Origin of the sequence: Lysobacter sp. M2-1 (genome assembly GCF_022662495.1) — a bacterium.
In the GTDB taxonomy this organism is placed as follows: Bacteria; Pseudomonadota; Gammaproteobacteria; order Xanthomonadales; family Xanthomonadaceae; genus JAKPBU01.
Map to the genome: position 1 here is coordinate 1 of NZ_JAKPBU010000011.1, position 24271 is coordinate 24271.

27 protein-coding genes and 1 tRNA gene are annotated in these 24271 nt (G+C 65.8%); 9 read left to right on the plus strand and 19 right to left on the minus strand.

The window, feature by feature from the left end:
* Window positions 1–63 precede the first annotated feature (63 nt).
* The 6 genes from pgi to pcnB form a co-directional block, all read right to left on the minus strand.
* Window positions 64–1596 (minus strand): glucose-6-phosphate isomerase, encoded by a 1533-nt coding sequence (gene pgi / locus MC375_RS15250; protein WP_242104286.1) that lies wholly within the window; start codon window positions 1594–1596, stop codon window positions 64–66.
* On the minus strand, window positions 1593–1973 hold the full coding sequence (gene panD / locus MC375_RS15255; protein ID WP_242104287.1) for an aspartate 1-decarboxylase: 381 nt from the start codon (window positions 1971–1973) through the stop codon (window positions 1593–1595). The genes pgi and panD overlap by 4 nt, the downstream gene beginning before the upstream one ends.
* 242 nt (window positions 1974–2215) lie before the next feature.
* Window positions 2216–3061 (minus strand): pantoate--beta-alanine ligase, encoded by an 846-nt coding sequence (gene panC, locus MC375_RS15260; RefSeq protein WP_242104288.1) that lies wholly within the window; start codon window positions 3059–3061, stop codon window positions 2216–2218.
* 91 nt (window positions 3062–3152) lie between these two features.
* Window positions 3153–3962 carry a 3-methyl-2-oxobutanoate hydroxymethyltransferase gene (panB, locus tag MC375_RS15265; protein ID WP_242104289.1) on the minus strand — a complete coding sequence of 270 codons (810 nt, stop codon included), beginning with the start codon at window positions 3960–3962 and terminating at the stop codon, window positions 3153–3155.
* Between the two features lie 4 nt (window positions 3963–3966).
* Window positions 3967–4461, minus strand: a complete 495-nt coding sequence (gene folK / locus MC375_RS15270; protein WP_242104290.1) for a 2-amino-4-hydroxy-6-hydroxymethyldihydropteridine diphosphokinase — start codon at window positions 4459–4461, stop codon at window positions 3967–3969.
* Window positions 4458–5786 carry a polynucleotide adenylyltransferase PcnB gene (pcnB, locus tag MC375_RS15275; RefSeq protein ID WP_242104291.1) on the minus strand — a complete coding sequence of 443 codons (1329 nt, stop codon included), beginning with the start codon at window positions 5784–5786 and terminating at the stop codon, window positions 4458–4460. Before pcnB ends, folK begins: the two co-directional genes overlap by 4 nt.
* Window positions 5787–5906: 120 nt before the next feature.
* Here pcnB and MC375_RS15280 point away from each other — a divergent pair.
* Window positions 5907–5982: transfer RNA gene (locus MC375_RS15280), tRNA-Glu, on the plus strand.
* A gap of 160 nt (window positions 5983–6142) precedes the next feature.
* Window positions 6143–6466, plus strand: coding sequence for a ferredoxin FdxA (gene fdxA, locus MC375_RS15285; protein WP_242104292.1), 324 nt, complete (start codon window positions 6143–6145; stop codon window positions 6464–6466).
* A gap of 70 nt (window positions 6467–6536) precedes the next feature.
* On the opposite strand, the gene MC375_RS15290 is transcribed toward fdxA, so the two are convergent.
* Window positions 6537–7100, minus strand: a complete 564-nt coding sequence (locus MC375_RS15290; RefSeq protein ID WP_242104293.1) for a hypothetical protein — start codon at window positions 7098–7100, stop codon at window positions 6537–6539.
* A gap of 21 nt (window positions 7101–7121) precedes the next feature.
* Window positions 7122–8027, minus strand: a complete 906-nt coding sequence (gene dapA, locus MC375_RS15295; RefSeq protein ID WP_242104294.1) for a 4-hydroxy-tetrahydrodipicolinate synthase — start codon at window positions 8025–8027, stop codon at window positions 7122–7124.
* Between the two features lie 166 nt (window positions 8028–8193).
* Between dapA and MC375_RS15300 the strand changes: the two genes are divergently transcribed.
* The 7 genes from MC375_RS15300 to MC375_RS15330 all read left to right on the plus strand — a co-directional run bounded on the left by MC375_RS15300 (window position 8194) and on the right by MC375_RS15330 (window position 14690).
* Complete coding sequence (locus MC375_RS15300; protein ID WP_242104295.1) at window positions 8194–8760, plus strand: glycine cleavage system protein R; 567 nt, start codon at window positions 8194–8196, stop codon at window positions 8758–8760.
* Window positions 8761–8773: 13 nt separating this feature from the next.
* Window positions 8774–9256, plus strand: coding sequence for a peroxiredoxin (locus MC375_RS15305; RefSeq protein WP_242104296.1), 483 nt, complete (start codon window positions 8774–8776; stop codon window positions 9254–9256).
* 84 nt (window positions 9257–9340) lie between these two features.
* A complete protein-coding gene (locus tag MC375_RS15310; RefSeq protein ID WP_242104297.1) occupies window positions 9341–10738 on the plus strand; it encodes a PhoH family protein in 1398 nt (465 codons plus the stop codon).
* Window positions 10739–11023: 285 nt separating this feature from the next.
* On the plus strand, window positions 11024–11257 hold the full coding sequence (locus MC375_RS15315; RefSeq protein ID WP_242104298.1) for a helix-turn-helix transcriptional regulator: 234 nt from the start codon (window positions 11024–11026) through the stop codon (window positions 11255–11257).
* On the plus strand, window positions 11257–12975 hold the full coding sequence (gene sulP, locus MC375_RS15320; RefSeq protein WP_242104299.1) for a sulfate permease: 1719 nt from the start codon (window positions 11257–11259) through the stop codon (window positions 12973–12975). The genes MC375_RS15315 and sulP overlap by 1 nt, the downstream gene beginning before the upstream one ends.
* A 25-nt stretch (window positions 12976–13000) precedes the next feature.
* Complete coding sequence (thiD, locus tag MC375_RS15325) at window positions 13001–13825, plus strand: bifunctional hydroxymethylpyrimidine kinase/phosphomethylpyrimidine kinase (protein ID WP_242104300.1); 825 nt, start codon at window positions 13001–13003, stop codon at window positions 13823–13825.
* Window positions 13815–14690 (plus strand): alpha/beta fold hydrolase, encoded by an 876-nt coding sequence (locus tag MC375_RS15330; protein ID WP_242104301.1) that lies wholly within the window; start codon window positions 13815–13817, stop codon window positions 14688–14690. Before thiD ends, MC375_RS15330 begins: the two co-directional genes overlap by 11 nt.
* Here the strand turns inward: MC375_RS15330 and virB11 are convergent.
* From virB11 to MC375_RS15385, 11 genes are all read right to left on the minus strand, one after another.
* On the minus strand, window positions 14687–15730 hold the full coding sequence (gene virB11, locus MC375_RS15335) for a P-type DNA transfer ATPase VirB11 (protein ID WP_242104302.1): 1044 nt from the start codon (window positions 15728–15730) through the stop codon (window positions 14687–14689). The two genes, MC375_RS15330 and virB11, sit on opposite strands and share 4 nt — an antisense overlap.
* Before the next feature lie 120 nt (window positions 15731–15850).
* On the minus strand, window positions 15851–17116 hold the full coding sequence (locus MC375_RS15340) for a TrbI/VirB10 family protein (RefSeq protein ID WP_242104303.1): 1266 nt from the start codon (window positions 17114–17116) through the stop codon (window positions 15851–15853).
* Window positions 17113–17883: a TrbG/VirB9 family P-type conjugative transfer protein gene (locus tag MC375_RS15345; protein WP_242104304.1), complete on the minus strand. Its 771-nt coding sequence runs from the start codon at window positions 17881–17883 to the stop codon at window positions 17113–17115. Before MC375_RS15345 ends, MC375_RS15340 begins: the two co-directional genes overlap by 4 nt.
* Complete coding sequence (locus MC375_RS15350; protein WP_242104305.1) at window positions 17880–18824, minus strand: type IV secretion system protein; 945 nt, start codon at window positions 18822–18824, stop codon at window positions 17880–17882. Before MC375_RS15350 ends, MC375_RS15345 begins: the two co-directional genes overlap by 4 nt.
* Window positions 18825–18875: 51 nt before the next feature.
* Window positions 18876–19310, minus strand: coding sequence for a hypothetical protein (locus MC375_RS15355; RefSeq protein WP_242104626.1), 435 nt, complete (start codon window positions 19308–19310; stop codon window positions 18876–18878).
* Window positions 19311–20055: 745 nt separating this feature from the next.
* Complete coding sequence (locus MC375_RS15360) at window positions 20056–20754, minus strand: DUF4189 domain-containing protein (RefSeq protein WP_242104306.1); 699 nt, start codon at window positions 20752–20754, stop codon at window positions 20056–20058.
* Window positions 20755–20799: 45 nt separating this feature from the next.
* Complete coding sequence (locus MC375_RS15365; RefSeq protein ID WP_242104307.1) at window positions 20800–20937, minus strand: hypothetical protein; 138 nt, start codon at window positions 20935–20937, stop codon at window positions 20800–20802.
* 191 nt (window positions 20938–21128) lie between these two features.
* Window positions 21129–22334: a peptidoglycan-binding protein gene (locus MC375_RS15370; RefSeq protein ID WP_242104308.1), complete on the minus strand. Its 1206-nt coding sequence runs from the start codon at window positions 22332–22334 to the stop codon at window positions 21129–21131.
* 209 nt (window positions 22335–22543) lie between these two features.
* Window positions 22544–23086 carry a hypothetical protein gene (locus MC375_RS15375; protein WP_242104309.1) on the minus strand — a complete coding sequence of 181 codons (543 nt, stop codon included), beginning with the start codon at window positions 23084–23086 and terminating at the stop codon, window positions 22544–22546.
* Between the two features lie 64 nt (window positions 23087–23150).
* Window positions 23151–23696, minus strand: a complete 546-nt coding sequence (locus tag MC375_RS15380) for a DUF4189 domain-containing protein (protein ID WP_242104310.1) — start codon at window positions 23694–23696, stop codon at window positions 23151–23153.
* Window positions 23697–23771: 75 nt separating this feature from the next.
* The gene (locus MC375_RS15385; RefSeq protein WP_242104311.1) at window positions 23772–24269 is read right to left on the minus strand and encodes a DUF4189 domain-containing protein; all 498 of its coding nucleotides are present in this window, start codon (window positions 24267–24269) and stop codon (window positions 23772–23774) included.
* Window positions 24270–24271 lie beyond the last annotated feature (2 nt).

A 24271-nucleotide genomic window follows, 5' to 3' on the forward strand; every position in this document is an offset into this window, starting at 1 on the left:
GGCCCGCCCCGCGCCCCCCCCCCCCCCCCCCCCCCCCGCCCCCCCCCCCCCCCCCCCCCGCTCCTACGTGCGGTTTCGGATTTCCACGAGCAGCGCGCGCGTCACCGGATCTTCGGCATCGCCATCGCCCTTCAGCGCGGGCAGCAGCCGGTTCGCGACCTGCTTGCCCAGCTCGACGCCGAACTGGTCGAAGGCATTGATGCCCCAGAGCACCGATTGCAGGTAGACGCTGTGTTCGTACAGCGCGATCAGCATGCCCAATGAGTGCGGCGTCAGCGCGTCGAGCAGCAGCAGCGTGCTCGGACGGTCACCAGGATAGACGCGATGTGGGTCGTCGCTGTCCTGGCCATTGGCGAAGGCTTCGGTCTGCGCCAGCAGATTGGCCAGCAGCGCCGCGTGGTTCTCGAGATAGGGATGATCGCAGCGGATCGTGCCGATGAAATCCGCCGGCACGATCTGCGTGCCCTGGTGCAGGGCCTGGAAGAAGCTGTGCTGGGTGTCGGTGCCCGGGCCGCCCCACCAGACCGGGACGGTGTCGCCTGCCACGGCCGCGCCGTCGAGCTTCACGCGCTTGCCCAGGCTCTCCATGACCAGCTGCTGCAGGTAGTTCGGCAGCAGCTTCAGGCGCTCGTCGTAGGGCAGCACCGCCTGGGTGGCGGCGTGGCGCGCATTGCGATTCCAGACCGCGGTGAGCGCGTGCCAGACCGCCAGATTGGCTTCGGGGGCGGCCTGCAGCGCGTGCGCGTCGAGTTCCGCTGCGCCGGCCAGCAGCGCTTCGAAGGCCTCGAACCCGATCGCCAGCGCGATCGGAAATCCCACTGCCGACCATAGCGAATAGCGACCGCCGACCCAGTCCCACATCGGCAGGATGCGCTCAGGATCGATGCCGAAGTCGCTCGCCCGCTGCACGTTGGCGCTGACTGCATAAAGCCTGCTGTCGTTCGCCAGCCAGTCGCGCACGATGCCGCCGTTGAGCAGCGTTTCCTGGGTGCCAAAGGTCTTGGAGATCAGGATCGCGGCGCTGGTGCGCGGGTCCAGCGCGGACAGCGTGCGTTGCGCCGCAGCGCCGTCGACGTTGGAGACGAAGTGCACCCGCGGCCGCATTCTTCCAACAGCCGGCGCATCCGGCTGCGCAAGCGCATCGACCACCATGCGCGGGCCCAGGTCGGAACCGCCGATGCCGACGCTGACGATATCGGTGACATCGGTGGCGGCCAACGCCTCGACCATCGCGCACATCCGCGCGCGCGCGCGCAGCGCATCGGCGTGCGCGGCGCGCGCCGTGGGCGACCCGGACACTTCGCCGCGCAATGCCGTGTGCAGCGCGGCGCGGCCTTCGGTCACATTGACCGGCTCGCCATCCACCAGGCGCTGCATCGCACCGACGAGGTCGGCGTCGCGCGCGAGCGCGAGCAGCGCCTGCCAGGCCTGGCGGTCGTACGACTGCCGGGCGAAACTGGCGTACAGCGGCCCGACGCGCAGCGCGAAATCGGAGACCCGCGCCGGGTCGTCCAGGTTGATTTGCGAAAGCGAAGCGCCTTGCAGGCGCCGCGTCTGCTCGGCGAGCAGCGACAGATCGATCCCGGCGCCGCTCATGCGGCCTGCTTGGGAATCGATTGGTTGGTATGGGTCAGCCGGTTCTGGCGGTCCACGTAGACCAGGGTCGGCTTGAACTTCGCCGCTTCGGCTTCATCGCAGTGGCCGTAGGCGCAGATGATCACCAGGTCGCCCGGCTGCGCCTTGTGCGCCGCCGCGCCGTTGACCGAAATGATGCCGCTGCCTTCCTCGCCGCGGATGGCGTAGGTCGCGAAACGCTCGCCGTTGTTGACGTTGTAGATCTCCACGCGCTCGTATTCGCGGATGCCGGCGATGTCCAGCAGCCGGCCGTCGATGGCGCACGAGCCTTCGTAATGCAGCTCGGCATGGGTGACGGTGGCGCGGTGGATCTTGGCCTTGAGCAGGGTGAGTTGCATGCAACGGCGCTCCGGAGCGATATCGGCACGACCCGGGCAGGCGCCCGGCAGGGCGCAGTATAGGGCCGCTTTGCCGCATCGCAACAAAGCGTTGCCGTGGATTCAGCGTAGCGTGCGCCGTGCGCACGGTGGACACCCATGTGGGAGCGGCTTTAGCCGCGAATGCTTTTGCGAGAAACCGAATAAAACACGAGGGCAATCGCGGCTAAAGCCGCTCCCACATGAACGTCAGCGCGGCTGCGCTATGCCTCGAACTCGAGGTTGTCGATCAGCCGGGTGCGGCCCAGGCGCGCGGCGATGAGAGCCACGAAGCTGCCGTCGCGCGTCGCCGGCTCGGAAAGGTCCGGATTCCGGATCACCGCGTAGTCCGGATCCAGGCCCGCCTGGTGCAGGTCGGCGCTGGCGTCGGCTTCCACTTGCGCGCGCGGACGACCGGCGCGGATTCCGTCGCGCATCGCAAGCAGGGTGCGGTGGATGACGGGCGCGATCGCGCGCTCCTCGGGCGACAGGTACTGGTTGCGCGAGCTCATCGCAAGGCCGTCAGGCTCGCGCCGCGTCTCGGCCGCGATGAGTTCCACCGGGAATGCCAGATCGGCAACCAGGTAGCGGATCACCGCAAGCTGCTGGTAGTCCTTGCGCCCGAACACCGCGACATCCGGCTGCACCTGGTTGAGCAGCCTGGCCACCACGGTGGCGACGCCATCGAAGTGGCCCGGGCGATGCGCGCCTTCCAGGGTCTCGGTCACACCGGGCACCCGGATCGCTACCGCCTTGTCGGCGCCGTAGGAATACATGGTCGCAAGCGATGGCATCCACAACGCGTCGGTGCCCGCCGCCGCCAGTCCCGCTGCGTCCTGCTCCGGGGTGCGCGGGTAACGACTGAAATCCTCATTCGGGCCGAACTGGGTCGGATTGACGAACACGCTGGCAACGACGCGGTCGGCATGCCGTTGTGCCAATTCGATCAGCGAGTAATGCCCTGCATGCAGATTGCCCATGGTCGGGACGAACCCGATCCGCAGGCCATCGCGTTTCCAACCGGCGATGCGAGCGCGCAACGCCTCGAGCTCGCGGATCGTGTCCATCAACCGTTCCCCGAGCCGTGCGGATGGCGCTGGCAGTGGTACGCGGGCTGCCGAGCCCCTGGGATTCCCACCATGGCCGCGGCCACGGGCGGCCTCATGCGTAGCTGTGCTCTTCGTCCGGAAACGCGCCGCTGCGCACGGCTTCTGCGTAGGCGCGTACCGCGCCGGCGACCGATCCGCCCTCGGCCAGGAAATCCTTGACGAAGCGCGGACGCCGATGGCCACTGTCAAGACCCAGCATGTCGTGCAGCACCAGCACCTGCCCATCGCAGCCCGGGCCGGCGCCGATGCCGATGGTGGGGATATCGATCTCGGCAGTGATTTCGGCCGCCAGCGACGAGGGCACGCATTCGAGCACGAGCATCGCAGCGCCTGCTTCGGCCACCGCCCTTGCGTCGGCCAGCAGCCTGTCCGCCGCCGCCTCGCCGCGCCCTTGCACCTTGTAGCCACCGAACCGCAGCACCGATTGCGGCGTCAGGCCCAGGTGCCCGCAGACGGGAATCTCGCGCTCCACCAGGAAGCGGATCGTCTGCAGCTTGTGGCCGGCACCTTCGAGCTTGACCATGCCGGCGCCGGCCTGCAGCAGCGCCGTGGCGGCATCGAGCGCACGTTCGGGTGTGGCGTCGGCCTGGAACGGAAGATCGGACAGGACCAGCGCGCGATGGGTCGCCGATGCGACACAGCGCGTGTGATAGACGATATCCGCGACGGTGACCGGCAGCGTGGAATCGGCGCCCTGCACCACCATGCCCAGCGAATCGCCGACCAGCAGGATGTCGGTTCCGTTGGCATCGAGCGTGCGTGCAAAGCCGGCGTCGTAGGCGGTGAGCATCACCAGCTTGCGGCCGTTCTGCTTGGCCTCGGCCAGTTCGGGCACGGTCATCGGCTTCGGCGCTGCGTTCATGACCCTAGCCTAGCGCCTGGATGCCCTCGCCCGCCATCACGGCGGCGATGTCGCGCGCCAGTCCGCGGCCCGGAATGACCGCGTCCGGCGCGACTTCGACCAGGGGCAGCAGGGCGAAGGCGCGTTCGTGCAGATGCGGGTGCGGCACGCGCAGGCCGGGCTCATCGATGATCGAATCGCCGTGCAACAACAGGTCCAGGTCGAGCGTGCGTGGTCCCCAGCGTACTTCCGCCGCACGCTCGCGCCCGTGCGCGCGCTCGATCGCCAGCAGTTCATCCAGCAACGAGCGCGCCGGCAGCCGGGATTCGAGCATCGCCACCGCGTTGATGAAGTCGGGCTGCGTTTCCACGCCCCAGGCGCGGCTGCGATACAGGCGCGACGCCCGTAAGAGGCGCGTCTGCGGCAAAACATCCAGTGCGCGCATGGCCTCGCGCACGGTGGCCGGGGCATCGCCCAGGTTGGCGCCCAGGCCGACGAAAGCGATGACCGGGTCGATCACTCGACGTGGCCGGCCGGACGACGGCGACGGCGGCGGCGACGGCGCGTGGCGAGTTCACCTTCGTCCCCGGACTCCTGCGCCATGGCGACCCGATGCGTCAGATCCTCGCCCGACAGCTGCTGTGCGTCGCGCCAGAACGCCACGTCTTCCGCATGCTCGTCGGAGGCCACCTGGCGCAGCACCAGGAAGTCGTAAGCAGCCCGGAAACGTGGATGCGCCATCAGCCGAGCTGCGCGCTTGCGCTGCGACAACCGGCTCTGCATCAGCCAGATCTCCTGCATGGGCAAGGAGAATCGCCGCGGCAGCGCGACCGTGGTGAGCTGGTGCACGGTGACCCGGTCCGCCGCGCGGCGCTGCGCTTCCACCGCATGCACGCCCTGGGCCTGCAGAGCCATCAGGGCGCGACAATAGGCCGGCCACAGCAGCAACGCGAACAGGAACGCAGGCGACACCGGCTCGTCGTGTGCGACCCTGGCATCGGTTCCGCGCAGGCCTTCGAGCAGCATCCGCCGCAGCGCGCCGCTGCGGTTCGCGGCGAGCGCAGCAGCGGTTTCCGGAAACAGCACCGGCAGCAGGCCATGGCGTTCCAGGCCTTCGAAACTCGCCACGCCGTGCCCGGAGAGGAACATCTTGAGCACGTCTTCGAACAGACGCGCCGGTGCGGCCTCGGCCAGCAGCGGCGCCAGCTCCGGGATCGGCGCCGCGGTGGCCGGATCGATAGTGAAGCCCAGTTTCGCCGCCAGCCTGACCGCCCGCAGCATCCTCACCGGATCTTCGCGATAGCGCGTGTCCGGATCGCCGATCAGGCGCAGCACATGATCCAGCACGTCCTGGTAACCGCCGACGTAGTCGCGCACCGAGAAGTCCTCGATCGCGTAGTACAGGGCGTTGGCGGTGAAATCGCGGCGCACCGCGTCGTCCTCGATCGCGCCGAACACGTTGTCGCGCAGCAGGCGCCCGCCTTCGTGCAGTTCGCGGTCGCCGCTGCCGTCGTCGCTGTTGGCGCGGAAGGTGGCCACTTCAATGATCTCGCGCCCGAACACGACATGGGCCAGGCGGAAGCGGCGGCCGATCAACCGGCAGTTGCGGAACAGCGCCTTGACCTGCTCCGGGGTGGCATCGGTGGCCACGTCGAAGTCCTTGGGCTGGATCCCGACCAGCAGGTCGCGCACCGCCCCACCGACCAGATAGGCCTGGTGTCCGCCTTCGCGCAGGCGGTAGAGCACGCGCAGCGCGTTGGGGCTGATGTGCTTGCGTGAGATCGTGTGCTGGTCGCGCGGGACGACCCGCGGCGCAGGCAGGCTGGTAGTGATTTGTTGGGGCATCGGGCGGCGTCGTGCGCTCGGTCTGGCGGGCCGCGTCGGCCGCAGTTGGGCTGCTATACTAGCAAGCTGCGCGCAGACTCCTGCCCGCAGCCGGCGCGTCCCGCCGGCGCAATCCCCAAAGCTCCCTTCGTCTAGAGGCCTAGGACGTGGCCCTCTCAAGGCTAAAACACGGGTTCGAATCCCGTAGGGAGCGCCATTTTTCTGTGAGAACCCGGCCCCCGGCCGGGTTCTTTCGTTCGCGGCGCCGGTCAGCGCGCAACGGCTTCGCACTCGTGCCGCGCGCGATCGCTCACGGCAACGAATCAACCGGGCTGACGATTCGCTAGAATCGCACCAGTCCCGCCACGCCATCCGCCATGCCCTTCGTCGTCACCGAGAACTGCATCAAGTGCAAGTACACCGACTGCGTGGAGGTGTGCCCGGTCGACTGTTTCCACGAAGGACCGAACTTCCTGGTGATCGATCCGGACGAGTGCATCGACTGCACCCTGTGCGAGCCGGAGTGCCCGATCAATGCGATCTATCCCGAAGACGACGTACCTGCGGGACAGGAGGGATTCGTCGCGCTCAATGCGGAGCTGTCGAAGGCCTGGCCGGTGATCACCGTGCGCAAGGATGGCTTGCCCGACGCCAAGGAATGGGAAGGCAAGCCGGACAAGCTGCCGCTCCTCGAGCGCTGAGGCCGCCGGGAAAGCTGCCAAAAGGGCGCCCAAGCGCCCTTGAGGAACAGCCGCGAGAGGGCGCCTTACGTCAGCCGCCGAGCGCGCTTCTCAACGCCGCCATCAACTTGGCAGCCGCCTCGCCGCCCGCGGCAACCCCGCGCGGATCGACCGCCGACACGTAGACCCCGGCATCGACCTTGGTGACGCGCACCAGGAAATTGCTGCCTTCGTAGTTCACATCGTAGGTGCCCAGCAGCTGGGCCTTGCTTGCGATGGTGGCGCCAGGCACGGCCGCCAGCGCCTCACCAACCTGATTGAATACCGCATCGCGTTCGCCAGGCACGGTGAAGCCGCTGCCCGACGCAGACGCGGCGGGAGCCTGTGCGACGGCTGGCTGTCCGGCAGGTGTCTGCGCCGGGGCGGCCCCCTGAACCGGCGTGCCCGACATCCCCGAACGGGTGACGGAAGTGGGCGCACCAAGGGCTGCAGCCGTGCTCGGCCGATCCAGATCCGGCGGCACTTCCAGCGGGCGCGTTTCCGCGGACTGGTTGTACGGGTTGTTTCTGCGGAACCAGCGGCAGCCGGACGCGGCGAACACAGCCACCACCAGCAAGGCGAGCGTGGCGGTACGCAATAAGGGGGTCGGACGCATCGGGTTGTCTCTCCTGCGGGGTCAGGCCGCGAGCATGTCGCGGCAGGATAGCTCAAGGGCACGGATCCCGGCGGAAATCTCGCCAGCACGTGCAGCATGCCCGGACGACAACGGCAGCAACGGCAGGCGCAGCCCGCTGCCGATCTCCTGGAGTGCGAGCAGGGCCTTGACCGGGATCGGGTTGGGTTCGATGTTGAGGAAGTCGAATAGCGGCTGCAGCTTTGCGTTCCAGTCCTCGGCTTCCGCTGTCTTGCCGGTCTGCGCCAGCGCGCACAGCTTATGCATTGCCGCGGGCGCCACGTTCGAGGCCACTGAGATCACCCCATCGGCGCCGGCGAGGATGGCGCGCGCGCAGCTGGGGTCGTCGCCGCTGAGCACCGCGAATCCGTCGCCGCGCAGGGGCAGCAGCGCCTGCATGCGTTCGGGCTCGCTGCGCGCTTCCTTGATGCCGACGATGCGCTCGTGCGCCGCCAGCGCGGCGGCGGTGTCGGGTAACAGGTCGCAGCCGGTACGGCCGGGTACGTTGTAGAGCACCAGCGGCAGCGCACCATCGTCGGCGATCGCGTGGTAGTGGGCGATCAGCCCAGCCTGTGTCGGACGTACATAGGGAGGCGTCACCACAAGCGCGGCATCGGCGCCCAACGCCGCCGCGCGACGGGTCTGCTCGATGGTCTTGGCGGTGTTGGACAACCCGGTGCCGGCCAAGACCGGAATGCGTCCGGAAGCGATCTCGACGGCGCTGCGCAGCAGCGCATCGAACTCGGCGTCGTACAACGCGGCGGCCTCGCCGGTCGAGCCGGCGACGACCACGCCTTGGATACCGCCCTCGAGTTGCAGCTGCAACAGACGCTGCCAGGCTTCGAGGTCGATCTCGCCGGCGGCCGTGAACGGCGTCGCCAGCGCGGTGATGCTGCCGGAAAGTCGCAAGCGCGGGTACCCGAATCGGTGGGGAAAGCATCCGCGGCGGTGCCGGGCGGATGCGGAATGGCGTAACACAAGATGTTACTTGCGGGCTCGAAGCACGGGCAAGTATCCTGCGCACTGCGCCGGACCGATGTCCGGTCGCCGTTCACCCTTCGTCGCGGACCCTGCCTTGACCGAACCAGACACCGCTGTCCGGCCCGCGCCGAACGAGAACTACCTGCTGATCAACGCCTACACGACGCATCCGCAATCCCCCCTGTTGCCGGTCACCCGGCGGATCGCCGACAGCGGCTGCAACCTGGTCGACACCCGGCTTTCGACGGTGGGACGCGACGTGTCGGTAAGCGCGCTGGCCACCGGTTCATGGGATGCGGTGGCCAAGCTCGAAGCCATGCTCACCCGCCTCGAGCGCGAGGAAGGATTGAAGCTGGTGTGGTACCGCACCGGCCCCAAGCCGCTGCAGTCGAACCTGCTGCCCTACGTGGTGGAAGTGGTCGCGGCGGACAAGCCTGGCATCCTGTTCCAGCTGGCGGACTTCTTCGACGGCCAGGGCATCACCATCGAAAGCCTGCACTGCTCGCGCTATCGCGCCATGCAGACCGGCGCGGACATGTTCTCCGCCCAGCTCACCATCGGCGTGCCGGCCGACATGCATATCGCCGGCCTGCGCGACGACTTCCTCGAGTTTTGCGACCATCTCAACCTGGACGCGATCATGGACCCGATGAAGTTCTAGGCATGCGAAGCTGATGGCCACCAAGCCGCTCGACGTCGGAAGCAAGGTGCCCAAGCTGCCGCTGGCGCTGTCCAGCGGGCTGACCGGGAGCACGGCCGACCATCTTGGTCACTGGCTGGTGCTGTACTTCTACCCCAAGGATGCGACGCCGGGCTGCACGACCGAGGGCCTGGAGTTCAATGTATTGCTGCCCAAGTTCACCAGGCTCGATGCCACCGTGCTGGGCGTCTCGCGCGACTCGATCAAGAGCCACCAGAACTTCTGCGACAAGCAGGGGTTCCGGTTCGACCTGGTCAGCGATGCGGACGAGAAGCTGGGCAATGCCTTCGGCGTGATCAAGCCGAAGAAGCTGTACGGCCGCGAGTACATCGGCATCGAGCGCAGCACCTTCCTGATCGACCCGGACGGCCGCATCGCCCAGGCCTGGCGCGGCGTCAAGGTCGCCGGCCATGCGTACGCCGTGCTCGAAGCGCTCAAGGCTGCACAGAAGCAGTGACGCACGCCTCCCATTCCTCCTCCACTGCCCCGTCCCGCGGGTCGCGGTGGCCTTCCGACGCCTGACCGACAGGAACCGTCACGCATGACCAAGGGCAAGCGCATCTACGTCCTCGATACCAACGTGCTGATGCACGATCCGACCGCGCTGTTCAAGTTCGAGGAACACGATGTCTACCTGCCGATGCAGGTGCTGGAGGAGCTGGACCATGCCAAGAAGGGCACCTCGGAGGCCAGCCGCAATGCGCGCCAGGTCAGCCGCTTTCTCAACGAACTGATCGAAGCGCATGGAAACAAGGCGCTGGATGCCGGCGTGGTCCTGCAGCGCCCGAAGGGACTGCAGTTGCGCACCGCCGACAGCGCCGGGCGCCTGCGCTTCCAGACCGCGCCCATCGATGCGTCGCGCGCGTTCGCCAAGGCGATGCCCGACAACCAGATCCTGGCGTCGATCCTGGCGCTCAAGGTCGACGAGCCCGGCACGCCGGTGGTGCTGGTATCCAAGGACATCAACCTGCGGATCAAGGCCTCGATCGTCGGCATCGTCAACGAGGACTACGAAAACGACCGCGCGCTCGACGATTTCAGCCTGCTCTACACCGGCGTCACCGCATTGCCGGAGGACTTCTGGCAGAAGCATGGCAACGACCTGAAATCGTGGACCGAGAAAGGCCGCACCTTCTACGAGATCTCGCGCAACCAGGACGACGACTGGTATCCCAACCAGTTCCTGTATCTGCCCGGCGACGAGGAAGCCGAGCTCAAGGTCACCAGGGTCGGCGAGGACAAGGTCACGCTGCAGATCGTCGACGACTACCGCAGCAACCAGCACGCGGTCTGGGGCATCCTCGCGCGCAATCGCGAACAGAACTTCGCGCTCAACGCGCTGATGGACCCGGAAGTCGATTTCGTCAGCCTGCTCGGCACCGCCGGCACCGGCAAGACCCTGCTCGCCCTGGCCGCCGGCCTGGCCCAGACCATGGACCAGCAGCGCTACCGGGAGATCATCATGACCCGGGCCACGGTCAGCGTGGGCGAGGACATCGGCTTCCTGCCCGGAACCGAGGAAGAGAAGATGACCCCCTGGATGGGCGCGCTTACCGACAACCTGGAGGTGCTGACCCACAACCAGGAAGGCGGCAGCTGGGGCCGGGCCGCCACCAACGACCTACTCGCCTCGCGGATCAAGATCCGGTCGATGAACTTCATGCGCGGCCGCACGTTCCTGTCCCGCTACCTGATCCTGGACGAGGCGCAGAACCTCACGCCCAAGCAGATGAAAACCCTGGTCACCCGCGCTGGCCCGGGCACCAAGATCGTGTGCCTGGGCAATGTGGAGCAGATCGACACGCCCTACCTCACCGAAACTACCTCCGGCCTCACTTACGTGGTGGATCGCTTCAAGGCCTGGCCGCACAGCGCCCACATCACCCTGCGCCGCGGCGAGCGTTCGCGGTTGGCGGACTACGCCTCGGAAGTGTTGTAGCGGGCGGCGCCTCCAGGACGGGAACTCTCCACCACGCCGGCTTGTGCCGGCGATCATCTGCGTTCGCCTGCGCACCAGGCGACCGGCTCAACGGACCCTCCGATCTATCTGCTCTAGACCCATGGTCGGCGGCGTGTCGTGTGAAGCCCTCATGCGCCGATCATCCCCAGAACGAATGATGTTTTAAACATCAGTATCAATATTTGAAACTTGTATAAGCAGGTCCTGTCTGGTGGAATAAGGCACCTGTTCCGGACTGGTGCGCCGATGATCTCCGCCGCCCAAATGCGCGCTGCCCGCGCCCTGCTCGGCATCGACCAGCGCACGCTCGCGCAGCTCGCCGGCGTTTCGCTGCCGACCATCCAGCGCATGGAAGCCAGCGACGGCACCGTGCGCGGCGTGGTGGACACCCTGATGAAGGTCATCGAGGCGCTCGACGCTGCGGGCATCGAGCTGATCGGCAACGAGCAGCCCAGCCAGGCCCGCGGCCGCGGCGTGCGCCTGAAGGAGCCGGGCTGATGGCCAGTCCCGGCTTCGATCGCCGCCAGTACCTGCGCATGTTCGAGCCCAAGCTGCTCACGGTGCTGCGCGAGGGCTACCGGCTGCAGGACCTGCGTGCCGATGCGCTGGCCGGACTGACCGTCGCGATCGTTGCCCTGCCGCTGGCGATGGCGCTGGCGATCGCTTCGGGCACCACGCCCGAGAAGGGCCTGTACACCGCGATCGTGGCCGGCTTCCTGATTTCCGCGTTCGGTGGATCGCGGGTGCAGATCGGCGGGCCCACCGCGGCCTTCATCCCGGTGGTGTTCGTGGTGATCCAGAAGTTCGGCTTCGGCGGGCTGATCCTGTGCACCCTGCTGGCCGGGTTGATCCTGATTGCCGCGGGCCTGCTGCGCCTGGGCACGCTGATGAAATACATGCCCCAGCCGGTGATCACCGGATTCACCGCCGGCATCGCGGTGAGCATCTTCTCCAGCCAGGTCAAGGACATGCTCGGCCTGCGCATGGGCGATGTGCCTGCCGAGTTCCTGCCGCGCTGGGCCGCCTACGGGCAGCACATTGCCAGCACCCAGCCGGCCGCGGTCGTGCTGACCGTGATGGGGCTGGCGGTGATCGTCGGGCTGCGCAAATGGAAGCCGGGCTGGCCGGGCTTCCTGATCGCGCTGCTGGTCTGCACGCTGGTGGCGACCGCATTCGCCCTGCCTGCCGAGACCATCGGCACCCGCTTCGGTGCCCTGCCCTCGGCGCTGCCGACGTTCGACTTCCCGCGGATCCCGTTCGAGCGCACCTGGGAACTGCTGCCGAGCTCACTCACCATCGCCTTCCTCGCGGGGGTGGAATCGCTGCTGTCGGCGGTGGTCGCCGACGGCATGACCGGCGGCCGTCATCGCTCGAACGGCGAGCTGGTCGCGCAGGGCCTGGCCAATGTGGGTTCTGCCCTGTTCGGCGGCCTGCCGGCGACCGGCGCGATCGCGCGCACTGCCACCAACATCCGCTCGGGCGGACGCACGCCGGTCGCCGGCATTCTGCACTCGGCCTACCTGCTCCTGTTCATGCTGCTGCTGGCGCCGCTGATGCGCTACGTGCCGCTGGCTGCGCTGGCCGCGGTGCTGCTGGTGGTGGCCTGGAACATGAGCGAGGTCGAGAACTTCCGCAACACGATGTCGGCACCCAAGGGCGACCGCCTGGTGCTGCTGCTCACTTTCTTCCTGACCGTGTTCCTGGATCTGACCGTGGCCATCCAGGCCGGGATCGTGGTCGCCGCATTCGTGTTCATGTTCCGCATGGCCGAAGCGGTGGAAGTGAGTTCCGGCATGCCGATGCCCGACGACGAGATCGGCGACGACGACCACGCGCGCGGCGCTGACCTCGATCAGCGCGCGATGCTGCCGAAGGGCGTCGAGGTGTACCAGATCAGCGGCCCGCTGTTCTTCGGCGCCGCGAACCGCCTGGACAACCTGCTGGACCAGTTCCTGCAACCACCGAAGGTATTCATCCTGCGCATGCGGCTGGTGCCGGTGATCGATGCCAGCGGCGTGCACGCGCTGAAGCAGCTCGCCCATCGCTGCCATCGCAAGGGCATCGTGCTGATCATTTCCGGACTGCAGGAACAACCCAACCGGGTCATCGCCCGGATGCGGCTCGAGGAAGAGCCGGCCGAACTGCACTTCACCTCGAATTTCGAACGCGCGCTGCGGCTGGCCGAGTCGATCGTCCATGAGCCGACAACGGGCTGAGGCGAGCTTCGGGCAGAATGCCCGCATGTCCGACCATGGTGGCCCTGCCCTGCCTGTTTGCGCGCTCACCATCGCAGGCTCGGACTCGGGCGGTGGCGCGGGAATCCAGGCCGACCTGAAAACCTTCGCCGCGCACGGCGTGCACGGTCTTTCGGCGATCGCCGCGCTGACCGCGCAAAACACCCGCGGGGTGACCGCGGTCCATGTTCCCGATATCGGTTTCCTGCGCGCGCAGATCGATGCCTGTTTCGACGACTTCCGCATCGGCGCGGTCAAGCTGGGAATGCTGGCGAACGCGAAGGTCATCCATGCCGTGGCCGATGCGATCGAAACGCATCGACCGGCGCAACTGGTGGTGGACCCGGTCATGGTCGCCACCTCCGGCGCCAAGCTGCTGGAGGACGAGGCGCTGGACGCACTGCGCACGCGGCTGCTGCCCTTGGCCACAGTGCTGACCCCCAACATCCCCGAAGCCGAGCTGCTGTGCGGCATCCGCATCGTCGATGCCGCAGGCGCAGAGGCTGCCTTCGACGCGCTGCGCCAGTTCGGCGCGCGCGCGGTATTGCTCAAGGGCGGGCATCTGGACGAAGGCACACGGGTCGTCGACCGCTATCGCGACACGACCGACCGGGTCGAATTCGCCCACGATCGACTGGACCTGAAAGCCCACGGCACCGGCTGCACCCTGGCCTCGGCGATTGCCGCCAATCTCTGCCTAGGCCTGGCCATGCGCAGCGCCGTGGAGCGTGCGATCGGTTACGTGGAAGCTGCGCTGAGACACGGCTACCGGCCGGGCCACGGCGGACTCATCGTCCTCGATCACCTCGGTGCGGCGGCCGGTGCCGACTGAGGCGCTCGAGTTGCCGGTGGAAGGCGAAGACGGTCATCGCTGGTCTTTGCTGGCGCGGATTCCCGAGCGGCCCTCGCATCGCCTGCTGTGGCTACCGGCGCTCGGCGTCGCCGCGCGCCACTACCTGCCCTTCGCCGATGCGCTGGCGCAGCACGGCGTCGCCGTGTTCGTGCACGAGTGGCGCGGACATGGGTCAAGCAGCGTGCGCGCATCCCGCCATTGCGACTGGGGCTATCGCGAGCTGCTGCTGCACGACTTGCCCGCCAGCGAACGCGCTGTCGCCGGCCAAGCGCCCGGCGTGGAACCGGTCATCGGCGGCCACAGCCTGGGTGGCCAACTCGCCTGCTGCCGGCTCGCGCTGGCACCCGGTGCGCGCGCGTTGTGGCTGGTCGCCACCGGCTCTCCTTACTGGCGCGCCTTTCCCGTGCGCACGCGCTGGTGGCTGCCCGCCACCTACCGGTTCCTGCCGTGGCTCGCGAAGATCCGTGGCGCCCTGCCGGGACGCACGGTCGGCTTCGGCGGCAATGAGGCGCGCGGTCTGATCCAGGATTGGGCGCGCAGCGGGCTGAGCGGGCGTTATGCCGCGCAGGGCCTGGAAATCGACCTGGATCGCGCGCTGCGCAGCGTCACCGTACCCGTGCATGCCATCGCTTTTGCACGCGACTGGCTGGGACCGGAATCATCGCTGCGCTTCCTGCTTTCGAAACTCGCAAGCACGCAGGTCCGCATCGCGCGGCTCGATGCGGCTGCCCTCGGTGCGACCGCCGACCATTTTGCTTGGATGCGATTTCCCGAGGCCGTGGCATCCGCCTTGACATGTTCGAGCACCGACGTCATGCCGGCAGCGGCAAGTCACGGCGCCTAGCTTTCGGCGAACCTGCGTGCCGGATTGAAGTCGATGCCGGTGATGTAGCGGCTGCCGGCGTGGGCGCGGATGTGCACGACCACGTCGATGGTCAGCATCAGCAGGCGCTTGATCACCGCGAACTCGAGCCCGGCGCCTTCGCTCGATGCCTTCACCATCAGCGCCAGCTGGTCCCAGGTCTGCTCCGTGCTGCCCGAGTGGCAGCTGGTGATCGACCCGGGGTGGCCCGATGCGCAGTTGCGGATGAAGTAGAACGCCTCGTCGCCGCGCAGCTCGGCCAGGATGATCCGGTCCGGTTTCATGCGCAGGCATGATTCCATGCAGCTCTTGGCGGAGACATTGGCCGTGCCCTGCCCGCCCTTCGAATACAACAGGTGCACCACGTTCGGCTGCCCGATGAACAGCTCGCGCGCGTCCTCGATGGTCACCAGGCGCTCGTCCTGCGGGATGAACTCCACCAGCGATTTCATGAAGGTGGTCTTGCCGCTGCCGGTGGCGCCGGATACGACGATGTTCTTCTTGTAGTACACCGCACGCTTGAAGAACTCGGCGTAGTCGCGCGCCGCACGCAGGTCCAGCAATTTCTGGTCGTGGGCGCCGATGGTCGGGTTGTCCTCGAGAATCTGCTCGAAGAAGCCGCTTTCCTCGTACTGCTGCAGTGTGATCGTTCGCCGCGCCGGCAGGCGGATGGTGATCGATACCTTGCCGGCATCGCACGCAGGCGGAATCACGAACTGCGCGCGCTGGCCGGTCGGAAAGGTCAAAGAAACCATCGGATCGGCATCGGTGATGCGCTGCCCGGTATTGCTCTCGTTGACCACGGCCGTGCAGAACTGTCGCGCGCGTTCGAACGTGAGCGTCGGTACCTCCACCCGCCGCCATCCCTCGCGCGTCTCCAGGTACAGCTCGCCGGGGCGATTGATGCAGATCTCGGTGACATCCGGAGAATGCATGAATTCCAGGATGCCGAGGATCTGGTACTGATACTCCAGGAAATCCTTGGAGATGTGCGCCAGGGGCGAGTCGTCGGCGTCAGTCATGGCATCACCACGGCCCCTGCTGGCGGCTGATGGTTCCGGAGCCGGCAGGCAGCCGCGCTCGCGCGAACCAGTGACGCGGGAGCGCCCCGGCGCCGCCGCGCATCGCGATGCCGCGCGGCCTCAACGCAGGGCCATGACCGCGGAGAAGTCTACGTCCTGGGCGACGTAGACGTTGACCACCGTGCCCTGGTTGATCGTGACCGTGCCCTTGCGCTGTGCGGACTTCTGCAACGCCTGGTTGGCAAGCCTCTCCATGGAACGGGCGGTCGCGCTCTGGAATGGTTGCTCGACCACCGTCGTACCGCCCGGACCCACGATGCTGGTCGAGGTTCTCGGCCCATGTTCGGCCGCGCCCCACTGGAAGGCGTCGCTGATCAGGCTGATCAACAGTGCGGACATGATCTTGCTGCCCCAATGACCGTTGTAGTCGCCCGGATGGCCGGCGCCACCGAGCCCATCGACGCCCGGACTCGACATGGCGACGTCGATTCCGGTCGGCGTGATGATGCGGTCCCATACGACCGCGACGCGCGCGATGTCGTCGCCTTCATCCTGGTAACGCCCCAGAATCTTCGAGCCTTTCGGCAGCAGTAACTCGCGCCCGTTTACCGAATAGACCGGCTCGGTCAGGACGCAGGACGTGAAGCCGGGAATGTCGGTGACGATGCGCGATTCCAGTACGCAGCGCAGATAGGTGCCGCGCACCAGCAGCGCATTCGGATTCGACATGAATTGCGCGCTTGTTGCCGCCGCGGCCACGGTCGGCGCCGGCGTGCCGCCGGGCGGCAGGCCGAGCATCGCGTTCTGCATCGCCTGCATTTGCTGGAGCTGCGCGGTACTGCCGTTGTCCGCAGGCTCCTGCGCAGCGGCTGTCGAACCGGCGCCGCCCGCGGCGCTCATGCGTCGCTCCATCAGGCTTGGTGGCTGCGGGCCTGCCGGGGCGCCCTGGCTGCTGGCCGACGGATTGCCATACGCCTGGTCAGGCAGCGGCGGAACCACGGGTTGTGCTTGCTTCGCCAGGTCGATTGGGGGCGCCGTCTCGGTCGGCTCGTCGGCTGCCGTGGGAAGCTCCGGCACGATCAGGGGCTTGTTGGCGTCAGCTTGCGGCTTTTCGTCCTCGCCCTTGTCTCCACCGCTACGCAGGACGAAATAGCCCAGCAGGAACAGCAGCAGCACGATGCCGCCTAGGGACAGCAACGCCTTGCGGTTCAGGCGCTGGCTTTCGGCAGCGGTCAGCGTGGGCGAACCCGCATCCAGATTGGGCGCCGGCTCCGCCTGCTGGTACCCGCCGCTGTAATACGGATTGCCGCGATCCTGCGCGAAGGACGGGGTCCGACCGTCCTCATAACCGCTATCCGGGGTGTTCGGAGGTGTGGTCTGGCTCACTGTGGCGTGTTCCTTCGCAAGCCGACGGCGTTCTTGCCGTGGCGGATGACCAGGTACTGGTAGGTCCCATGCACGATGATGGTGTTCTTCTCGACCGTGCTGTTGACGACGAAATCCTCGCCCCTTCGCTTCTCGCGCCCGTATACGGCTGGGAAGTTCCCGGTCGGAAACTGGGTCATGTCCGGCATCTGGACGTAGGTGAACTGGCCGTCGTCGTACACGCTCACCGGCACGAGCCAAGGGCTCTTGCTGCGTGTGGCGAACGAGTAGTCGAAGTTGTATTCCCGCCCGGCTTCCATGCTCGTGCTCTGCCCCGGCCTTGACTCAGCCACCTCGGCGGCTTCGGCCAGCGCAGGATCGTTGGGATAGACGAACGTCACCTTGTACTGCACGCCCGCACGCTTGGCCTGGTCGAGCACTCTCCAGTCCGTGGCCACCACCTTCAGCTCGAAGATGTAGGAACGCTTGTCGGTGCGCACCATCATGTTGGTGTCCACGTCGACGTTGTTCGGCTTGAGGTAAAACACGTTTTCGCGGCGGTTGAGCTCCCATCCGCTGCTGAAGCCAGTGCTGTAATCCAGCACCTTCTCGTTCGGGCTCAACTCGATCTGGGTAGTGATGCCCAGGCCCGTACGAATTTCGTAGATGCGGTCCGGCTGGTACTCGTACTGATGCATGACCTGGGCGGAAGCAGGCCTGACCCACGCCACGGACAACAGGAGGATCGCGGCGGCCAGTGCAGGCAGCCATGGCGAACTGCGGCTCATCGGGTATTGGCTCCATTGGCGTAACCTGCGGGCGCAGCGACGTTCTGCTGCGGGGCGGAAGGCTGTTGTGGCACGACACCAGGCGCTGCGGCTGGCGATGCATCCTGTCCAACGCCGCCAGGTGATGGCAGCACCCCCGCCCCGGGCGCGGCCGAAGGGGCCGGCAAGGTGCCGGGCACCGGCTGTTCCGCCATTGCCGACGGCGGCTGCGAGGGCAGCGAGACCAGTTCGGTCACGACGCGATAGTCAGTAACCTGGAAGCCGAGCGGATTGCTGAACCGCTGTTCGTCAGTCAGCGAAAGCGCTTCGTTGTAGGTATAGATGATCGTCGCTACGCGGGTGTCGAGCACCGTCGGCGCGCCATTGGCCTTGTTCACCAGCACGCGCTGGAAGCGCACCGTGGCCGAGCCTTCCTTGTCGAACCAACCTTCCCGGTTCGGGGTGAGGCTGATGATGTTGACCCGGATGGCTCGGGTCTTCCCGTACAGCTTGATCGGGCTGGCCGGATTGCCCGGCGAGAGCAGGTGATCGTAGGCCTCGCCCTCTTGCTTGGTGGACATGGTCCACACCAGCCCCCAGTCGCGCTGAGTGAGGATGTTGTAGTCGTAGGACTCGCGCGCGATCACGTAATTGGCAATGTTGGCCTTGTTGATCGCGGCATTCGAGGTCACCGGGCTGTTGCTCAGGTCGGACACCAGTGGTGCCACTGCGGCCGTGCCCGTGTACGGATCGGCGAGCACAAGGAATGGCGTCTTTTCCTTGAGCGGCAGCATCAACAGGTACCCGAGCGCCAACAACACCGCCATCAAGATCGCGCTGCCGGCGACGAACCAGGCGCGCTTCTGGCTGCGCATGGCCAGGTCGGCAATCGTCACCTCGTAATTGACGGACGCGCCGACTGCAGCATCGATCTGGGAGGAGGATTTTTTTCTTCCGAGCATCGTGGATCCAGGGGCTTCCGCGGCGGTGGGACCGGGCGTCAATCGCCAGCGTCAGGGTGCGGCGGTGGATTGGGCGGGCGGTACGGCCGGGGCCTGCGTGTGCCGCACCGTGATCTGCCCTGCTTCCACCGAGATCGCCACGTCGTACGAGGCGTAGGCTGAATCGAGCTGCGCAACCGCCTGCTCCAGGCTGGTGGTGTTCACGTCCTTCACGGGTCCGTACAGGGTGAAGTCGGACGCGTGCAGGTACGACAGGGTGCGCTTGGACGCCTTCGCCCAGCGGGTCAGCAATCCCTTGAGCGTCTTGTCCATCGGCGAGGCTGCATATGTGTACGACTCGTACAGAGGAATGGCCACGGGCGCGTCGGCGTACTGGTTCACCGGCTTCCAGCGGCCGCGGAAATTGGGGGCCGGGCGGGTGGCGCAGGCCACCACCGCGAATGCGAGGCAACACACCACCAAGACCTGCGGTCGCAGGCGCACAATCCTGATCACGAAGCACCATCCAGTGGCGAAGGATGAACGGACACGCGCATCGTCGGAGCGCCGACGGGTCCGGCGCCGCGAACGCGGCAGAGAGTATTGGGAGAACGCGGGGCGGCAGCCACGTAATGGGCCGGTTTCGCGCTGGGTATCCGGGCTCCCACGCCCGGCGAATGCTTCCTTGCCGACATCTGAGCTCTCAGCCCCTTTTGCTCTGCTTCCGTGCCGCGGCGATCCGGATCCTCGATCCTGAACCGCCGGCATTGCAGCCAAACCTTAACGTCAGCGGCAGAGCGCCGTCAAGAACCTTGCGCACTTCCCGGGTACGGTTGGCTCCCGCCAGCCGAAGCATGCGGGCAGCATTGGGTCCTCCCGTACCTCTCTTGGGACGGTCTGCAACGGGCGAGCCCTTCAGTTACCCAAGGGCTATGTCCGGAAAAAGGTGTTGGGGACCCCTGACACTTTTTCTCGCCTTGTTCTCTGAAGGCAAAATTTTTAGGGGCCAACTCCGGGCAGCGAGTAGTCGACGGTGATGTTGGTCGGCTCGGCGAGATCGATCAGACGTCCCTCTGGACAGATGACAGCATATTTTTCGCACGATTTCTCCTTCATTCGCTGAGCCTCTGCCGGCGAAATGCCAAAATGCACCCGCGTCATATACTTGCTGTCCTGGAGCACGACCGCGACCTGATCGACGCCCAGGTCGGAATTATCCAGGTATCAAATGCATTTCTCGCGGCTTTCCTTCTCACAAAGAGTGATCGCCGCCGTGTCTGCTTTCGCTGCGCTCTCTTGGCCACGGGCGATGGCCACTTTGGTCCATTCGGATTTTGCTGCATTCACCGGCCAAGCAATCGAGAAGAAGCCCCGCAGCGGATTCTTCGCCCCCTTGAACTGATCGATGGTCAGGGCCCGAGGTGTGCGGGAATCGTAAACCTCGATCGCACGGCAATTGCGCCCCTTCGCACATTGCCGCGAAGGTCCGGCGCTGTGGTGGACGGCCTGCAAAATGCTCACCTCTGTTCGCGCCGTTGCTGATAACAGCCACTTCCTCGCAGCCGGTCGATTCTTCGAGGCATTTGACGAGCGCGAGCCGTTTGGCATCGTTGCGTTGCGGGTCGGCGCCATCAACCCACAGGTTACCGCCCACGTCACGAACCACCGCGACCTGAGCTCGGCCGCTCCAGGATGCGCCAATCTCGCAGCCGTCGCCCATGACCTGAGCACAACCGCCCAGGGCGGCCTGCTCCGTCGCCTCGGTGCTCGGGTAACCCCACGTTGACCAGTCTTCGGAACTGTCGGGATGAATGGCCACCGCCATGTAAATTGGCGGAGAGGACGGTGCTTGATATTGCTGCTGTTGTTGTTGACGCTGATTGTATTGGCCAGTCGATATTCGATATTTCTCAGCCTCCGGGACAAGCTGCGCCGCCACGGGGGTGCTCATGTTGATTACCAAGCAGAACAAAAGCCATCGTTTCATCAGTCCACCTCACGCGTCAGTCGCCGACGCAAAGATAGTGTTGGTGACGCCGTTTAATGGCTTGCCGATATGCAGCCAGCTCTGCGACTCGTCGGTCTTTTCGCCCGGCGAGCCGCCCGCCACCGGTTCGTTGGTCCGGCCCTTCATCTCCTGGGCCAGGTACGTGTGGTCTCGCTGCCCAGCGTCCCGAACCCCACACGCACGACACGATGAACGCCGCCTCCGCCATGTTCGCCACCAGCCCTAACAGCGACTCGTGCTTCTGGCCGGTGATCACCTTGTTGGAAGAAGATCCACAGCGTTAGCACGATCAGCGCCAGGAAGCCGACGAAGCCGTGCTACATCGAGATCTGTGGCTGGTGGCTCTGTTGGCGGCTCTGCGCTTCCTGCGTTCGCTCGGCAGTCTGTCGGGCCATGTGGTCACTCATGGCCTGAAGGTCGGGGGTCGGAGCAGCCAAGTCCACCTTCACCCGATCGCCCGGGTACGGGCCTTGCAGATACGCGTCCGAACCCACCACCACCATCCGCTGCAGCCGGTCGGGACTGGTGATGCCATTCTCCATGGCTTGCAGCGTAATGTTGGCCGCAACCTTGGGATTGGTGACCGCCGGAAGCTGGGCAGCAATGGCTTCATAGAGCTTGTGGTTCGGGTGGGCGGCCTCCGAAACCAGCGGGTGTTTGGCCGCTTCGATCAATGCGGCCCGAGTGTCCTTTCCCACCTTGCCGTCCACCGGTTCTAGACCGTGGCCGCGCTGGAAGGCCCGCACGGCGTGGTCGGTGTTGTTGCCGAAGTCGCTATCTACTTTCAGCGGCTGGCCGTCCGCGCCGGTGTAGCCCAGCGCGTGCAGGGTGGTCTGCAGATCCCAGACCTCGGCGCTGCGGGAGCCCTGCTTGAGGAGCGCAGGCTGCCCTGGTGATTGCGGTTCTATGCGCTGGGCGTCGGATGCGGCCGGCGTCTGCTGCGTCCTCGCCGCCTCCGGTCCCGTCGCAGTGACGGCGCGCCAAGCCTGTTCCGGACTCATCCCCTGTTGGATGTTCGTCGCGTATTGCGTCCGCATCGCGTCCAGCGCCTCGGCCGTTCGGTCCGCGCTGATCGAAGCGCGGTTATTGCCTACGCGGCCGTGCACGCTCAGCCCCGTGTCTGGATGCGCCACGCTGGCCCACTCGTTGGCCAATTGGATCTGCGCCGTGCGCAGCGTCGCCCCCGGCTGTCCAGTGATGTACGTCCTGATGCCCGGTTGTTTCTCCGAAATCAGATAATCGGCAAAAATCCGCTCCTGCAGTTCCGGCGTGAAACGCTGATTCGGGTCCAACCGCAAGCCCCGAACTGCCATATCCATGGTGCCCGGGATGATCTGATACTTCCCTACGGCAAACAGCCTGTCCGGATCCTGCCGCGGCAAATGCTGCAACGCCTGGACCTCGCCCAGGGTCATCCGCGAAAAATCGATGGTCCTTCCGTCGGCATCTCCAGCGCGTCCCCGGTTGTAGGAACCATACCCGCCTTCGCCGCGCGCAAGCAGTTCGCTCAGTGGATTGCTCATGTCAACGTCCTTTTACTGTCAAGTGGGATGAATGGCTGTCCGGAACGTTTCATCCTGAATCGTCTCCGGGCCGTGGCAACCTGCGCTCCGCGCCGGCCGCCGGGAACCGAGGCCTTGCATTACCCCGGTTCCGTACAAGGCGCATCATGGCGCCAAACTGCATTAGCCTGCGCCGCGACGTCGGCCTGCGGCCGCGCGGCGAAGGCCCGCTAATCCTGTGCCGACGTGTCGGCACTCTCCCATTCCTCGATCCGCAGCCGCGAGTCATCTCCGGGAACGTTCCAGTCCTCGATCATGCCGTAGCTGACCAACTTCAGCGTCTTCCCGGCGCGCACGTCGTTGAAACGGGAAGTGGCGAATCCGTCGCCGCTGTACGCGCTCAATTCGGGCATCTGCTCGCATGCCCTACACAAGGCAAGATCCTGGTTGTCGCCGCAGGTCTTCTGGTCGTAGCCTGCGACCTGCACCTGGCATTGGGGGTCTTTCACTGGCTCCCAACCGCCCTCGATCAACAGCTTGCGCAGGTCCGCGTAAGCCATGTCCTTCTTGATTGCGTCTTGTAGGTTCGACACGGTGTTGCTCCCTTGGTCCGTCATCGAGGAAGTCGCTAAAGGGCGCGCCTGCGAAGCAGAACCGCTTGACTCGGACCCAGCAGCCGTCTGCCGGCAGCCGGATACCAGTACGCCAAGCAACAAAACACCCGCAGCGGCAAGCTGCTGCGGGTGTTCGGAAGAAAATACGATTCGGTTCATCTGCATCCTGCAAATTGTTTCGACTAATCGGCGCATGGCAACGCGTCCATGCGCCGCCTTCTACTCAATAACGATGGAAGATCGGTTCCGTGCAGGCGGAGTAATAAACGCGGCAATTTGTATCGGTATCGCGACAGTGGGCAAGCCCGCGTTCTGATGCCTCTTCAATTGTTGCATTGCTGAAGGTGCTAATAAACTTGTCGCCAAGGATCATCACCGCGCACTGGTTGTGGTAGGCGATGTCAATCTCGCACGCACCCCCTCCCTTCGCTTTGCAATCCGCCAACGCAAGCCGCTCGGCTTCTTCCTTACTGCTCGCACTCAACGCGGCCCCAAGAACGCCACCTTGGGGAGAGGGCGCAATCGCCCCCCAGGTCTTTTCCCAGTAGCCGGCCGGATGTGGGGGCTGTTGCTGTTGCGCAGGTTGCTGCACCTGAGGCTTCCAATAACAAAGCGGCGTAGGCGCAGCCCCGTTACCGCCCGGTTGCATGCCCGCCATCACTTCATTTGGCCCAGGTCCGGCGCCACAAACATGGGGCGCCTGCGCTTGCGCCTGAGCGCCGCCGACAAACATCAGCGATGCGAGCATTAGCCAAGCCTGCAGCTTCATATCCGCAATCCTCCTTATCCCCGGTCCTTCGGCGGTGGGGGTGTATATGCATCCATGCGCTGCTGCTTTGCTCAATCAATACTTGTGGAAGATCGGTTCGGTGCAGGCGGAGTAGTAGACGCTACAATTTGTGTCATTTGCTTCGCAGTATTCGATTCCGACTTTGGCTGCATGCTCTGGAGAACCTCCGCTTGCGGTGAAAGTCTTTTTTTCGCCGACAACCATCACACCACACTGATTGTGATACGCGATGAGCACCTTGCATGCCCCTCCCCCCTTTGCCTTGCAGTCGGCCAAGGCAGTTCGCTCGGCTTCTTCCTTACTGCTCGACCCAACAGCAGCACCTACCACGCCGCCCACTGGCGAAGGCGCGATCGCCCCCCAGGTCATCTCCCAGTAGCCTGTCGGCTGTAGCGGCTGTTGCTGCTGCGCTGGCTGCTGTCCCGGTCCCTGGTAGTACACCGACTGCGGATTGTGCCTGGCGTGATAGTCCGGCGAATTGGGAACTTCCTGAGCTGTAACAGGCGCACCCAATACCGACAAACCCAGCGGCAACCACACGCGTAATTTCATGG

Bases quoted from the DNA above. Each gene is read 5' to 3' on its own strand.
- MC375_RS15375 (WP_242104309.1), bottom strand. From the start codon at position 23,086: ATGAACCGAATCGTATTTTCTTCCGAACACCCGCAGCAGCTTGCCGCT.
- fdxA (WP_242104292.1), top strand. From the start codon at position 6,143: ATGCCCTTCGTCGTCACCGAGAACTGCATCAAGTGCAAGTACACCGAC.
- sulP (WP_242104299.1), top strand. From the start codon at position 11,257: ATGGCCAGTCCCGGCTTCGATCGCCGCCAGTACCTGCGCATGTTCGAG.
- pgi (WP_242104286.1), bottom strand. From the start codon at position 1,596: ATGAGCGGCGCCGGGATCGATCTGTCGCTGCTCGCCGAGCAGACGCGG.
- MC375_RS15310 (WP_242104297.1), top strand. From the start codon at position 9,341: ATGACCAAGGGCAAGCGCATCTACGTCCTCGATACCAACGTGCTGATG.
- MC375_RS15370 (WP_242104308.1), bottom strand. From the start codon at position 22,334: ATGAGCAATCCACTGAGCGAACTGCTTGCGCGCGGCGAAGGCGGGTAT.
- MC375_RS15315 (WP_242104298.1), top strand. From the start codon at position 11,024: ATGCGCGCTGCCCGCGCCCTGCTCGGCATCGACCAGCGCACGCTCGCG.
- panB (WP_242104289.1), bottom strand. From the start codon at position 3,962: ATGAACGCAGCGCCGAAGCCGATGACCGTGCCCGAACTGGCCGAGGCC.
- MC375_RS15345 (WP_242104304.1), bottom strand. From the start codon at position 17,883: ATGAGCCGCAGTTCGCCATGGCTGCCTGCACTGGCCGCCGCGATCCTC.
- MC375_RS15380 (WP_242104310.1), bottom strand. From the start codon at position 23,696: ATGAAGCTGCAGGCTTGGCTAATGCTCGCATCGCTGATGTTTGTCGGC.
- MC375_RS15385 (WP_242104311.1), bottom strand. From the start codon at position 24,269: ATGAAATTACGCGTGTGGTTGCCGCTGGGTTTGTCGGTATTGGGTGCG.
- MC375_RS15360 (WP_242104306.1), bottom strand. From the start codon at position 20,754: ATGAGCACCCCCGTGGCGGCGCAGCTTGTCCCGGAGGCTGAGAAATAT.
- thiD (WP_242104300.1), top strand. From the start codon at position 13,001: ATGTCCGACCATGGTGGCCCTGCCCTGCCTGTTTGCGCGCTCACCATC.
- MC375_RS15290 (WP_242104293.1), bottom strand. From the start codon at position 7,100: ATGCGTCCGACCCCCTTATTGCGTACCGCCACGCTCGCCTTGCTGGTG.
- MC375_RS15350 (WP_242104305.1), bottom strand. From the start codon at position 18,824: ATGCTCGGAAGAAAAAAATCCTCCTCCCAGATCGATGCTGCAGTCGGC.
- panD (WP_242104287.1), bottom strand. From the start codon at position 1,973: ATGCAACTCACCCTGCTCAAGGCCAAGATCCACCGCGCCACCGTCACC.
- MC375_RS15365 (WP_242104307.1), bottom strand. From the start codon at position 20,937: ATGAAGGGCCGGACCAACGAACCGGTGGCGGGCGGCTCGCCGGGCGAA.
- pcnB (WP_242104291.1), bottom strand. From the start codon at position 5,786: ATGCCCCAACAAATCACTACCAGCCTGCCTGCGCCGCGGGTCGTCCCG.
- virB11 (WP_242104302.1), bottom strand. From the start codon at position 15,730: ATGACTGACGCCGACGACTCGCCCCTGGCGCACATCTCCAAGGATTTC.
- MC375_RS15305 (WP_242104296.1), top strand. From the start codon at position 8,774: ATGGCCACCAAGCCGCTCGACGTCGGAAGCAAGGTGCCCAAGCTGCCG.